We start from the raw sequence: 13,458 nt of genomic DNA, 5'->3' as shown, positions 1-13,458 counted from the left end.
ATCACAACGATAATAAGGTAAAATAAGTCGACTTTACTTTTGAATGTCATATTAGTATAAAAGCAATTTTTCAACGGTTTCGGCCAATCTTGCCTTTGCCAAAAATTCATCCTCCAACGCTTTATTCATCGGGATTGCAGTATCTAAACTTGCGCAACGCATTACCGGCGCATCTAAGTCCTGAAAACAATGTTCACCAATCCATGCTGAAATTTCTGCCCCAAAACCGTTGGTTAGTGTATCTTCGTGTAATATCAAAACCCTTCCGGTCGCTTTTACTGCTGCTCGCACGGTTTCTTTATCCCATGGTTGAAGTGTACGTAAATCAATTAATTCCGCATCACTTTCTGGATTGTTTTTTAGATAATCTAAAGCCCAATGAACCCCTAAACCATAAGTAATGATTACAAATTTATTTCCTTTTTTTAAGGTTAAAGCTTTGCCAATTTTGGTGGTGTAATAACCATCAGGAATGGGAGCGGATAAACTTCTGTATAAATATTTATGCTCAAAATACATTACTGGATTTGGTTCTTCAATTGCAGCTAAGAGCAAACCTTTAGCATCTTGTGGAAACGCAGGGTAAACCACCTTTAATCCTGGAGTTTTTGTAAACCAGGCCTCGTTGCTTTGTGAGTGGAATGGACCGGCGCCCGTTCCTGCACCAGTTGGCATCCGAACCACAACATCTGCTTTTTCGCCCCAACGGTAATGTGTTTTGGCCAAGTTATTTACAATCTGGTTAAAACCAACCGTTACAAAATCTGCAAACTGCATTTCTACAACTGCCTTGTAACCGTTAATAGACAAACCCAAACCCGTGCCGACAATTGCAGATTCACAAATTGGTGTATTGCGAACTCGGCCCTTGCCATACTTGTCGGTAAACCCATCGGTTATTTTGAAAGCGCCGCCATAATCAGCAATATCCTGCCCCATTAAAACGAGGTTTTGATGTTTCTGCATGGCTAAATCTAATGCATCAGTTATAGCATCTAAATATCTTTTTTCTGTGGAGGATTGACTTGGCGCAACAACAGTTTGTTGGTATGGAAAATACATATCAAGCTCTTCCTGTTCAGCATTCGCTTCAGGCTCCGGCTCATTAAAGGCTTCTTCTACTTCTAGCTCTATACTTCTTTTAATTTGAATTTTAATGTCGATCGCTGCATCGGTATTTAACACACCTTGTTCAATCAAATACGATTCATAATTGCTCAACGGATCTTTCTTTTCCCATTCATCAAATAACTCCTGAGGAACATATTTAGTGCCTGATGCCTCTTCGTGTCCACGCATTCTGAAGGTCAAACACTCCACCAAAACAGGACGAGGGTCTTTTCTAAGCTCATTAGCCAGTTGATTAATGGTATCGTAAACTTCTAGAATATTGTTTCCATCTATCTGAACGCCTTCAATGCCATAGCCAATCGCTTTATCAACCAAATTTTTACACTTAAACTGTTCAGATTTTGGTGTGGATAAACCGTAGCCATTATTTTCTATCAGGAAGATAACCGGCAAATTCCAGACTGATGCAACATTAACGGCTTCATGAAAGTCGCCCTCACTTGTGGCACCTTCTCCAGTGTAAACCAACGTTACTTTTTGTTTCTTGTCTAAAATATCTGCCAGTGCAATACCATCAGCTAAGGCCATCTGCGGCCCAAGATGGGAGATCATTCCAATGATTTTATAATCTTGTGTCCCAAAGTGAAAGGAGCGATCTCGGCCTTTGGTAAAACCAGTCATTTTGCCTTGCCATTGCGCCATCAGTTTTTTTAAGGGAATATCTCTTGAGGTGAAAACACCCAAATTGCGGTGCATTGGCAAAATATATTCATCTTGCTGCATGGCTAGTGTACTGCCAACAGCAATGGCTTCCTGCCCAATTCCTGAGAACCATTTGCCAATTCTACCTTGCCGCAAAAGTTTAAGCATCTTTTCCTCAACCATTCGAGGATAAAGCAATCTTTTATATAAATTCAGTAAGAATTTGTCGTCTTTATCGCGGCGGTTGAAGTGCATATGAATTTTGAAAGACCTGGTTATTTTTTCTAAAATTGATTCATGAGGTGTAAATTAAAAAAAACCTCCAAAGCTCAAATCCTCATCAAGCTCCACCCAATGTATTCCAAATGGCGAAAGTGTAAAATTTTCTAGTGAAGATTTTGATGCCATTTGCAACCTTGGAAACCAACTCAGTGGATGACCTCTTACTTCATCGGTATTTGTTTTAATGAAAATGTTCCCATCATCAAACCAAACTCTAACTACATCAATGTCCATGATATTCATTCCATTTATTGGTGATAATTTCTTTATTCTCTTCATTTAAAGCAATCGCCAAACTCACATCTTTATTCTTTAAGCCTTTATTTGAAATCAATTTAACTTTTTCAACCTCGAATTTAGCTTCACCGCCAGCATTTTTAACATGAACATGAACAAGTAAGTGCTCATTAGAATAGAAGAAAAATTTAAATCCAAAGACGATGAAAAGTGTGGGCATTTACTCGACTTTAATAGTGAATTTACGAATTCGATAGGAAAAGCGGTAAGGATAGTTAACGTTTTTATTGATCTTCCTTATTCTTCTTCAATTCCTCCCACTGTTTTGCAAAAGACTTATCGGCCACTTTGGGCATTTCACGGTATTTTCCCCAACTTTTTCTGAAGAATGATTTTAGCATAAAGTTCTTGAATTTCCCCCCGAAAAAATCCATCCACTTACGTTTTTGCATCATTCGGTTAAACATTCCCCAACCCATTTCTTCTACTTTGCCATTTTCATGTGTAGCAGCCGCGTCTCTGCGGTTAAGGAGTAACATTTTGTGAATATCAATTTTAACAGGACAAACTTCAGAGCACTTTCCGCATAAACTAGAGGCGTAACTTAAGTGTTTAAACTCCTCCATGCCTTTTAAATGCGGAGTAATCACCGAGCCGATGGGACCGCTGTAAGTGGTGTTGTAAGTATGGCCACCAATATTTTTATATACCGGACAGGCATTTAAACAAGCACCACAGCGAATGCAATACAAGCCCTGACGCTGGTCTTTTTGAGCCAACAAATTTGTTCGGCCATTATCTAACAGGATCACATACATTTCTTCTGGACCGTCCGTTTCGTTTGGTTGGCGCGGGCCGCTTAAAATGGTATTGTAAACCGTTAAGTTTTGTCCAGTTCCATGTGAAGCTAATAATGGCCAAAACAAATCCAAATCAGCCATGGAGGGAATTATTTTTTCGATCCCTACAATTGCAATATGAATTTTTGGAAATGTGGTGCTTAATCTGGCATTCCCTTCATTTTCCGTAATGGCAATGCTCCCTGTATCGGCAATCAGAAAATTACCGCCACTAATCCCAATATCAGCGTTTAAATATTTATCACGGAGCAATTCCCTAGCTTTTTGAACCAGCTGAGGTGGAGTAGCATCTACTGGTGTATCAAATTTATCATGAAACAACTGTGCGATGTCAGTAGCACTTAAGTGCATGGCTGGCGTTACAATATGGTAAGGAGCTTGACCCAGTAACTGAACTATATACTCTCCCAAATCACTTTCTAGCGACTCGATTCCGTTTTCGGCAAGAAAATCGTTGATGTGGATTTCTTCGGTGGTCATCGATTTTGATTTGATAACCGATTTACCGCCATTCCGTTTGATGATATTTAAGATCTCTTGCTGTGCCTCTGCCGCATCATTCGCCCATATCACCTTGCCCCCCCGACGTTGGAAATTGGATTCGAACTCCGGCAGATATTTATCAAGATTTTCCATCACACGCCATTTGATAACATGTGCTTTTCTTTTTGATGCCTCCAGGTTTTCGAATTTAGATAAACCGCGTTCTACCGCAGTATTATATTTACCAATATTAAAATTAATGGTTTTACGATGCGGTAGATCGAACGCTTTCTTATCAGATTTCTCTAAAAATTCATCGGCAGTTTTCATCATATTTCAAAGATAGGAATTTCTATTGCCACCAAAAGTATTGTGCATAAAAAAGCCCCGATTCGTAAATCGGGGCTTAAAATTTCAATTTTCTATTTTTTTGGATTTCCTTTTCCGTCTCTATCGATAGCAGGACGCTTTGGGCGGTTCGCCAATTCCCAAGCGGTGAAATAGGTAAGTTTAGCTCTCTTAGTCAATAGCGGAAAGTTAATTTTGCTTACTTCATCACCAGGTCGGTGATAATCCTGTTCCAACATTCCATCATAATAGAAAATAATCGGAATCCCCAACTTCGCAAAGTTATAGTGATCAGAACGGTAATAGATCCGGTCTGTATCATTAGGATCATCATATTTATAATCCAATTTCATTTTGGTATAAGTGGCATTTACCTGCTCGCTTAGGGTTCCCAAATCACTGCTCAACATATTTGAACCTACAGAATAAATATAGTTCGCTGAATCTGGTGTACCTAAATATTTCTCGCCGGTACGACCAATCATATCCGTGTTTAAGTTAGCGATGGTATTTTCTACCGGGAATACAGGATGCTGAGAATACCAATCAGAACCCCACAAACCTTTCTCCTCACCAACAACAGTCATGAAAAGAATGCTACGTTTAGATCCTTTTCCGGCTTTTTTGGCATCTGTGAACGCTTTGGCCATTAAAAGAACACCGGTGGTACCAGAACCATCGTCATCTGCACCGTTATTGATTTTGTCTGGTCCTTCAACTTCTGGCGTAATGCCAATGTGATCGTAGTGGCCTGTTAATACCAAAACTTCTTTCTTCAATTTTGGATCCGTTCCCTCAAGGAAACCTAACACATTTTCTCCGCGGACATCAGTGCCTTTTTTCATTGCACTTGCAGAAATGGCTAAACTAATGGTTTGCGAGGCAGGTTTATTTGTTTCGGCCACTTTTGCTTGAAAAGCATCGATAGAGGTATTTGCAGCCTTTAAAATTTCGTCTCCGGTAGCGGTAGAAACGCTGATGACGGTAAATGGATTTTGCTTTTTCATGCGCTCCACCACTTCTTCGGTTCTCATTACCACCTGGCCAGCTTCTAAAGATGCTTTACGTTCTGCAGAAATATTGTCAACAGACGGGTCGATTAATATAACTGCTTTGGCTTTATTCTGAGCCAGATAACCCAATTTCTTCTGCCTTGCCATCATTGCAGCACGTCTATCTGCTTTATCAGTTGCTTTCATTGTCGGATCGCCAACTGCAAAAATGACAACTACTTTTCCTTCTACACTGATACCGTCGTATTCATTGAAACCGTCTTTAGAAATGCCATAGCCAGCAAAAACAACCTCATCAGCACTAAAAGTAAAGCCGTTTAAACCTACAGCATTACTGGTGATTAAGTAATCTTTGTATGCCTGTTTCGGTTGACCGTTTATAGTGAGCATACTTTCACTAATCGCGTAAGTTGCCAGGTCAATTTTCTGGAAATAACCACCATCAACCGGTCCTTTTAATCCAATGGATTTAAAATAGTCGCGAATATAATCTGCAGCCATCCACGCACCTTTTTTACCTGTTTCACGACCTTCATATTCATCAGAAGCCAAAACAGAAAGGTGTTTAAATGCGTTTTCAGGATTGATCGCTTTGCTAAACCTAATTGCATCCTTATTTGGCGCTAAAGGTTTAACTTGTGCGAAGCAGCCAACACTTAATATCGAGGCCAAGCCTAGGGTTAAAAATTTTTTATTCATTATGGGTAATAGTTAGTTTAGTTTGATAGGGTTAACATGAAATTTTATCAACACGGGTTTGATGGCGACCGCCTTCAAATTCGGTATCTAAAAAAGTTGATGTAATTTCTTTTGCCAATTCTTCTGAAACAAATCTGGCCGGAATACACAATACATTAGCATTATTATGTTTTCTTACTAGTGATGCTACTTCATTCTCCCAGCATAAACCTGCTCTTATACCTGCATGTTTGTTGGCGGCTATGGCTACCCCATTTGCCGATCCACACAATAAAATGCCATAAAGGAACTCGCCACTTTCGACAGCAGCTGCTACCGGATGGGCAAAATCAGGATAATCGACAGAATCTAACGAATAGGTACCAAAATCCTTTACGTCATAATTGGCAAGAAAATCTTTTAACAATTCTTTATATTCAAAACCAGCGTGATCTCCACCAATCGCTATTCTTATTCTAGTTTCAGACATGTCCAAATTTATATAGAATTATAAAATCTATTCGTAATGTTTTTGTTAGTTAGCGTAGAATGCTGCCTCATCTTTTTTCTTTTTCCTTTCGATGAAAGCAGAAACGAAAATACTTAATTCATAAAGCAAAAATAGTGGTGTCGCTACAATCAACATCGTCATAATATCTGGTGTAGGCGTAACGATGGCTGCTATAATTAAAATAATTACCGCTGCATATCTTCTGCTCGACCTCATTAACTTTGGCGTCATCAATCCAAGCTTCGATAGAATAAAAATAATTACAGGAAGCTCGAAGATAATTCCGGTACCCAACGTTAAAGTAGCTACGGATGATAAGTATGAATCAACCGTAAATGTATTTTTAATCTCTTCACTTACCGTATATCCTGTCAAAAAGTTAACCGAAAGCGGGCAAACAATGAAATATCCAAATAGAATACCAATAACAAAAAGCACTGATGCAAAAAACACAAAACCGCTGGCAGATTTACGCTCATTTTCATGCAAAGCAGGTTTAATAAATCGCCAGATTTCCCATAGCAAATAAGGAAATCCTACCACGATACCGCACATCACGCAAACATTTAATTGAAGATTAAACTGCCCTGCCATTTCGGTATTGATAATTTCACCATTAATTTTGGTGATACACATATCTGCTCCAAGTGAAGGAAATTTCTCTACCAACTTGCACATCATGCGATACGTCCAGAAATCGGGTTTCTTTGGTCCAAAAATAATCTTATCCAGGATAAATTCGTTGAAATAGAAAGCGATACCAGTAAAACCGGCAATGGCAATTACAGCTCTGATTAAGTGTTTACGGAGAACGTCAAGGTGATCGAAGAAAGACATTTCTGCCTCTAAGGTTGTACTCTTTTGTCCTATAGCTTTTGTAAGGGAAGTTTTTTTAGTGTCGCTCATGTTGAAAACAAAAATACCATTCTAATTGAATAGAATGGTATCTACGTGTTAAATATAGAAATAGTTTAGATAATTATGAGAAATGCATATAAAAATTGATTTTACATGTTTCCTACTTTATTATTTCACTTTAATTAAACTCATCTGTTTCAAATTAGAAGCATTGCTATAATTAAATTGGTAAACGCCGTCTTCTCCGGTAACAATTAGCGATTTCGGACCTGCAATTACATCGAAACTCTTTACCGTCTGCAGATGCTGTAACATGTTACTTCCAATAGCCTTGTTATCAGAAATATTGAAGCTTTTGATGCCGAAATTACCTTCGCACAAAAACAAATTATTCCCGCTAATACTTAAGCCGTGTGGGTTCTGCATCTGGTAAAGCGCTACCTGCTTCGGTTTTGTTGGGTCTTCGATATCTACCACTTCCAGCTGATTAACGGTTTGTCTGCAAAACGTTCCTGTTCTTAAAGTAACATAGGCATACTTCCCTTGCACCACAACCGGGTCGCAGGCAAAAACATGACTGTAAGTAGATAGTTTTACCGGATTTGCAGCATCAACAGCATTAAAAATATGCATACCTGTATTGGTACCGATGAATAATTTATTATCATAAGGAAAAATGGTTTCAACTCCCCAACCCAGGTTGATTGATTTGACATAAGATGGACTCGAAGCATCTTTTACATCAAATAAACCCAGCTCATACATGCCTACAGTATACAGGTAATCATTCATCAATGTAAACCTTGCCATGGAACCGCCCTGACCAGATGAGCCACTTTGAGAAGATGAACTGGAGTATGCAGAAATGTCATTTACAACACCTGTGTACCTTTGTTTTTTAACCACTGTATCTTTGGTGTAGTATAAATATTTTTGAACCCCAGTAGAATAAACCTGCTTAAAAACGTCGTTTAGTCGTTTAACTTGCTTAATACTGCTCATATTCGAAATATCGAATGCAAGCAAATCGATGAAACTATCTGCGTAGAGAATATTGTTACGAACAGCAAGATCGACGTTTCCAGGAATTTTTAAAAAAGCAATATTTACCGGTGAACTGGGATTTGCATTATTGTAAATATGAATGCCTTCATAAGGCTCATTAATTAAAAGGTAATCGTTGTAAATGTAGATTTTTCCAGTTTTTTTGGCTTCGATAGCTTTGCTAACTCCTACTGGCAAGGCTCTCATTGCCTCAACAGAAATCATTTTTGTGATTTTGATGACTTCATATTCATCTTTTTTGCATTGTGTAAACAATACTCCAACAAAAAGAAGCAGAAATACGTTAAGTAGATTTTTTTTCATGGTTTGAGGGTTTTAATTTAGAAACGAGCGTAATTACTTAAACGCTACAAGGTTAAGGATTTATCTTTGATATCAGTTGAGATTGATGTTTAACACTCAACCAAATTGCCACAAAAAAAAAGCCAGATTTGAAAAAAACCTGGCTTCTTAAATATTTGAATTTTCAGTTATTCAGAATCTATAAATTCAAACGTTTCCATAAATTTTGTAGTGAAGTTACCTGCTCTAAAGTTAGGGTCTTTCATCAACTGTAAATGGAAAGGAATAGTGGTTTTAACACCTTCGATCACAAATTCTCCTAAAGCACGTTCCATAGTACAAATGGCCTCTTCGCGGGTTTGTGCCACGCAAATTAGCTTTGCAATCATCGAATCGTAGTTCGATGGAATTGAATAACCTGCATATACATGTGTATCTACACGAACTCCATGACCACCCGGAGAGTGGAAATTCGTGATTTTTCCTGGTGAAGGACGGAAATTATTCGCCGGATCTTCAGCATTGATACGACATTCAATCGCATGCATATCAGGGAAATAATTCTTACCCGAAATCGGAATTCCGGCAGCTACTTTGATTTGCTCCTTAATTAAATCGAAATTGATTACTTCTTCAGTAACTGGATGTTCTACCTGAATACGCGTATTCATTTCCATAAAATAGAAATTGCGGTGTTTATCAACCAAAAATTCGATTGTACCAGCGCCTTCATAGTTTACTGCTTGAGCACCTTTAATAGCAGCCTCACCCATTCTCACACGAAGTTCTTCAGTCATAAATGGTGAAGGAGATTCTTCTACCAACTTTTGGTGACGACGTTGAATAGAACAATCACGCTCGGATAAATGGCAGGCTTTACCAAACTGATCTCCAATAATTTGAATTTCAATGTGACGTGGATCTTCGATGTATTTCTCTAAATATAGACCATCGTTACCGAAAGCAGCACCAGATTCCTGACGGGCGCTATCCCAGGCATTTTCAAAATCTTCATCTTTCCAAACTACACGCATTCCACGGCCCCCACCACCGGCAGTTGCTTTAAGGATTACAGGGTAACCCATTTCATTGGCAATTGTAATACCATCTTTTACGCTGGTAAGCAGACCTTCTGAACCTGGAATAGTAGGTACACCCGCAATTTTCATGGTTTCTTTAGCAGAGGCTTTATCGCCCATGCCATTAATTTGCTCGGGAGTTGCACCAATAAATTTGATACCGTATTCGCGGCAAATGTTAGAAAACTTAGCGTTTTCTGATAAGAAACCATAACCTGGATGTATGGCATCAGCATTAGTTAATTCTGCTGCTGAAATAATATTTGGGATATTTAAATAAGAATCTTTACTTGGAGGAGGACCAATACAAACAGCCTCATCAGCAAAACGTACATGTAAACTTTCGCGATCGGCGGTAGAGTAAACAGCAACTGTTTTGATGCCCATTTCCTTACAGGTGCGGATGATACGCAAAGCGATTTCTCCCCTGTTGGCAATCAGTATTTTTTTAAACATATATTGTAAATTAGCTAATTGGCTAATCAGTTAATGATCTAATTAGATAGGTTCTACTAAAAACAACGGCTGATCGTATTCAACTGGCGATGCATTATCAACCAAAATTTTAACGATACGACCTGAAACTTCACTTTCAATTTCGTTAAATAGTTTCATTGCTTCAATAATACAAACTACTTTACCGGTGCTGATTTCATCGCCAACGTTTACAAACATCGGTTTATCCGGACTAGAAGAACGGTAGAATGTACCAATCATTGGAGATTTGATAGTAATATATTTTGATGTATCTTCTGCAGCTGGTACCGCAGGTGTAGCCGCAACCGGAGCTGTAGGAGCTGTAGCAACTGGCGCAGCAGCCTGCACAAGTGGTGCTTGCGGCACGGTAGCATGCACAACTGTTGGTGCCTGGTTTGTTTTAATCGTGATCTTGAAGTTTTCCTGCTCAATAGCAACTTCGTTTACTCCAGAACGAGAAACAAATTTAATCAGTTCCTGTATTTGTTTGATATCCATTTTTTAAGCCTTGTTATGTAAAAAATAGTGTATAAATGAATTAACTAAGTTATACTTTTTTTGTTTGTAATTATATGGGAAATAGGGAATAGCGCTGACCCAAGAGGACATCCATCTATTTCTATTTACAATTTTCCGTTCTTTAATTTGTATCGTATGCCCATTTAAGGTAAACAGAACCCCAGGTAAAGCCTCCTCCAAAAGCAGCTAACACAATGTTATCTCCTTTTTTCAGTCTACTTTCCCATTCCCATAAGCACAATGGAATAGTTCCGTTTGTCGTATTGCCATAACGCTCAATGTTGATCATTACTTTATCAGTAGTTACCCCCATACGGTTAGCAGTAGCATCGATAATGCGTTTGTTAGCCTGGTGAGGCACCAACCATGCAACATCATCAGCAGTTAAGCCGTTGCGTTCCATAATTTCTGCTGCGACATCTGCCATGTTAGTTACCGCAAATTTAAATACCGTAGGACCTTCCTGATGTGCGAAATGCTCTCTGGCATCAATGCTTTCGTGAGTTGCTGGCTTAACAGAACCTCCGGCTTTCATTCCTAAGAAATCTCTTCCTGAACCATCAGTTCTCAAAATCGAATCTTGAATGCCTAAACCCTCTTCATTTGGCTCTAATAAAGCACAACCACAACCATCACCAAAGATGATACAGGTTGTACGGTCTTCATAATTGATAATAGATGACATTTTATCGCCACCAACAACTAAAACTTTTTTATGTCTTCCTGATTCAATGAAAGATGCCCCGGTGGCTAAACCGAAAATAAACCCCGAGCAAGCAGCTTGTAAATCGTAACCCCAGGCATTTGTTGCGCCAACTTTATCGGCTAAAACATTTGCCGTTGCAGGGAATGTAAAATCCGGAGTAGTGGTGCAAAAGATAATCAGCTCAATTTCTTTTGCATCAATACCTCTCTTTTTAAGTAACCCGTTTACAGCATGCACAGCCATATCAGAGGTACCTAAACCTTCGCCCTTTAAAATCCTACGCTCTTTAATGCCCGTTCTGCTGGTAATCCATTCATCAGACGTATCAACAATGGTTTCTAACTCTGCATTCGTTAACACATAGTCAGGGACGTAACCATTTACTGCAGTAATAGCAGCATGAATTTTACTCATTTTAAAAATTTTAATAAATTATTTAAATGCCATTCTAATCTTTTCTACCAACCCAGTGGTAATCATTTCTCTGGATTGAAGAACCATATTTTTAACAGCCAGCGGACTAGAAATTCCATGTCCGATAACAACGGGAGCGTTAACGCCTAAAACCGGACTTCCACCGTATTGCTCGTAGTTGAAACGATCGAAAAACTCATCTTTCAAGCCCTTTTTAATGGTAATTACATAAAATGATTCTGCTAATTTTAGCATTACATTTCCAGTAAAACCATCGCAAACGATTACATCCGATTTATCATTGAATAAATCTCTACCCTCAACATTCCCAACAAAATTAAAAAGACTGGTATCCTTCATCAATGGAAAAGTAGCCATGCTTAACATGTTTCCTTTTTCATCCTCTTCACCAATATTCATTAAAGCTACCCGAGGGTTTTCTATCTGCAATAAATTTTCGGCATATAAGCTTCCCAAAACGCCAAACTGAAGTAAAATATCTGGTTTGCAATCAGCATTTGCACCTACATCTAATAACAGACCGGTACCACCTTTAAGTTTTGGAAGAATAGAGCAAAGGCAAGGGCGAATAATGCCAGGAATAGTTTTAACGCTGAAAACAGCGCCAACCAGCATAGCACCAGAGTTACCAGCACTTGCAAAAGAATCGATTTTACCTTCTTTTAAAAGGTTAAAGCCAACCGCAATGCTCGAATTTGGTTTCTGAACAATAGCTTTGGTAGGATGCTCGCCCATACCAATAACTTCATCAGTATGAACGTATTCAAAATGATCCGGACTAAAGCCCTCTTCTGCAAGAATGGGTTTAATCTGTTCGGTATCGCCGATAAGAACTAAATGTTCTCCAGCGTTTAGCGATTGATGAGCTGCTATTGCTCCCAAAACGATCGCTTTGGGAGCATAGTCTCCGCCCATTATGTCGAGGCCTATTTTCATAGAAAAAATCTGTTTGTGTTAGATTAGGTAAAATCCTAAAATTATCAGTCGACTAAGGTATGACTAAAGCCGCTGAAAACACAAACAATTTTTTAAGAAAATTACCCGATTTGAGTATTTTCGATAACCAATTTACCGTTATAGTATAAGTTACCATCAACGTTGTATGCACGGTGAGGTACGTGGATAGCACCTGTTGCTGCGCAAGTTGCTAAAGAAGGAGTCACTGCTTTATAGTGTGTTCTTCTTTTATTTTTTCTCTGTTTCGAGATTTTCCGTTTTGGATGTGCCATTGGTGTATAATCTAATTATTTTTTTAACTTATTAAGGGCTTCCCAACGTGGGTCGCTTGTTTGTTCGTTTTCTTCTGCTTGCTTATCAATAGAGAGCTGCTCTAACCGGTCAATCATTTCCTGGTCACACTCTTTATCTGCCTGCTCGCAGTTTTTGATATAAGGTACAGCTACGTTAATCATTTCGTACAAAGGCGCCGATATATCAATCTCGGTATCTTTGCGGTTTAGCGTAATAATTTCCTCATCATCGCTTTCCAACTCATCCTCAGCAAATTTTACAATCTGTCTTTCGTATAGGTTTACCGGGTAGGCAAACTCCGATAAACATTTATCGCAGTCTAAATTTACTGTTCCAATAACTTTAAATTTTAAAAGCAACATGGTCTCTTGTTTCTCAAGTTCCAGCTCTACTTTTAAATCTCCGCTTTTAATCAATGAATATTCAAACGCATTAAAAAAGCGGTCATCAAGCTCATAATCAAAGTGATGAACTCCCAATTTTAATCCGGTAAACGGTATAGAAAATTGTTTTAATGGCTTCAAAGTACTGTAAAATTTTAGCCTGCAAATGTAGGGATAAAATAGTTATATAAAAAATGTTTTTTAAAAATTGTTATTGT

General features: G+C 38.5%; 14 protein-coding genes. All 14 read right to left on the bottom strand.

What is annotated here, in order from left to right:
* Window positions 1-51 precede the first annotated feature (51 nt).
* Entirely contained in the window at window positions 52-2,028 is a 1,977-nt protein-coding gene (locus tag AC3ITD_RS22345; protein ID WP_489362859.1) for an alpha-ketoacid dehydrogenase subunit alpha/beta, read from the bottom strand.
* Between the two features lie 54 nt (window positions 2,029-2,082).
* Window positions 2,083-2,334 (bottom strand): DUF2442 domain-containing protein, encoded by a 252-nt coding sequence (locus tag AC3ITD_RS22340; protein ID WP_489362858.1) that lies wholly within the window; start codon window positions 2,332-2,334, stop codon window positions 2,083-2,085.
* Window positions 2,279-2,512, bottom strand: coding sequence for a DUF4160 domain-containing protein (locus tag AC3ITD_RS22335; RefSeq protein WP_489362857.1), 234 nt, complete (start codon window positions 2,510-2,512; stop codon window positions 2,279-2,281). Before AC3ITD_RS22335 ends, AC3ITD_RS22340 begins: the two co-directional genes overlap by 56 nt.
* A gap of 64 nt (window positions 2,513-2,576) precedes the next feature.
* On the bottom strand, window positions 2,577-3,968 hold the full coding sequence (locus tag AC3ITD_RS22330; protein ID WP_489362856.1) for a LutB/LldF family L-lactate oxidation iron-sulfur protein: 1,392 nt from the start codon (window positions 3,966-3,968) through the stop codon (window positions 2,577-2,579).
* 89 nt (window positions 3,969-4,057) lie between these two features.
* Window positions 4,058-5,695 (bottom strand): M28 family peptidase, encoded by a 1,638-nt coding sequence (locus tag AC3ITD_RS22325; RefSeq protein WP_489362855.1) that lies wholly within the window; start codon window positions 5,693-5,695, stop codon window positions 4,058-4,060.
* A 31-nt stretch (window positions 5,696-5,726) separates the two neighbouring features.
* Window positions 5,727-6,164 carry a ribose 5-phosphate isomerase B gene (gene rpiB, locus AC3ITD_RS22320; protein ID WP_489362854.1) on the bottom strand — a complete coding sequence of 146 codons (438 nt, stop codon included), beginning with the start codon at window positions 6,162-6,164 and terminating at the stop codon, window positions 5,727-5,729.
* A gap of 45 nt (window positions 6,165-6,209) precedes the next feature.
* The gene (gene tatC, locus AC3ITD_RS22315; protein ID WP_265799436.1) at window positions 6,210-7,091 is read right to left on the bottom strand and encodes a twin-arginine translocase subunit TatC; all 882 of its coding nucleotides are present in this window, start codon (window positions 7,089-7,091) and stop codon (window positions 6,210-6,212) included.
* A gap of 120 nt (window positions 7,092-7,211) precedes the next feature.
* Window positions 7,212-8,411 carry an LVIVD repeat-containing protein gene (locus AC3ITD_RS22310; protein ID WP_489362853.1) on the bottom strand — a complete coding sequence of 400 codons (1,200 nt, stop codon included), beginning with the start codon at window positions 8,409-8,411 and terminating at the stop codon, window positions 7,212-7,214.
* A 167-nt stretch (window positions 8,412-8,578) separates the two neighbouring features.
* The gene (accC, locus tag AC3ITD_RS22305; protein ID WP_489362852.1) at window positions 8,579-9,925 is read right to left on the bottom strand and encodes an acetyl-CoA carboxylase biotin carboxylase subunit; all 1,347 of its coding nucleotides are present in this window, start codon (window positions 9,923-9,925) and stop codon (window positions 8,579-8,581) included.
* A gap of 42 nt (window positions 9,926-9,967) precedes the next feature.
* The gene (gene accB, locus AC3ITD_RS22300) at window positions 9,968-10,444 is read right to left on the bottom strand and encodes an acetyl-CoA carboxylase biotin carboxyl carrier protein (RefSeq protein ID WP_265799439.1); all 477 of its coding nucleotides are present in this window, start codon (window positions 10,442-10,444) and stop codon (window positions 9,968-9,970) included.
* Window positions 10,445-10,586: 142 nt separating this feature from the next.
* Window positions 10,587-11,585, bottom strand: a complete 999-nt coding sequence (locus tag AC3ITD_RS22295; RefSeq protein ID WP_265799440.1) for a beta-ketoacyl-ACP synthase III — start codon at window positions 11,583-11,585, stop codon at window positions 10,587-10,589.
* Window positions 11,586-11,603: 18 nt separating this feature from the next.
* Window positions 11,604-12,542, bottom strand: a complete 939-nt coding sequence (plsX, locus tag AC3ITD_RS22290; RefSeq protein ID WP_265799441.1) for a phosphate acyltransferase PlsX — start codon at window positions 12,540-12,542, stop codon at window positions 11,604-11,606.
* A 101-nt stretch (window positions 12,543-12,643) separates the two neighbouring features.
* A complete protein-coding gene (gene rpmF, locus AC3ITD_RS22285) occupies window positions 12,644-12,835 on the bottom strand; it encodes a 50S ribosomal protein L32 (protein WP_010600130.1) in 192 nt (63 codons plus the stop codon).
* A 15-nt stretch (window positions 12,836-12,850) separates the two neighbouring features.
* Window positions 12,851-13,381 carry a YceD family protein gene (locus tag AC3ITD_RS22280; protein WP_056851063.1) on the bottom strand — a complete coding sequence of 177 codons (531 nt, stop codon included), beginning with the start codon at window positions 13,379-13,381 and terminating at the stop codon, window positions 12,851-12,853.
* Window positions 13,382-13,458 lie beyond the last annotated feature (77 nt).

The sequence above is a fragment of the Pedobacter sp. KH_004 genome, from assembly GCF_057840755.1.
The sequence above is the reverse complement of the archived record's forward strand: the minus strand, read 5'-3'. Positions and strand labels throughout refer to the sequence as shown.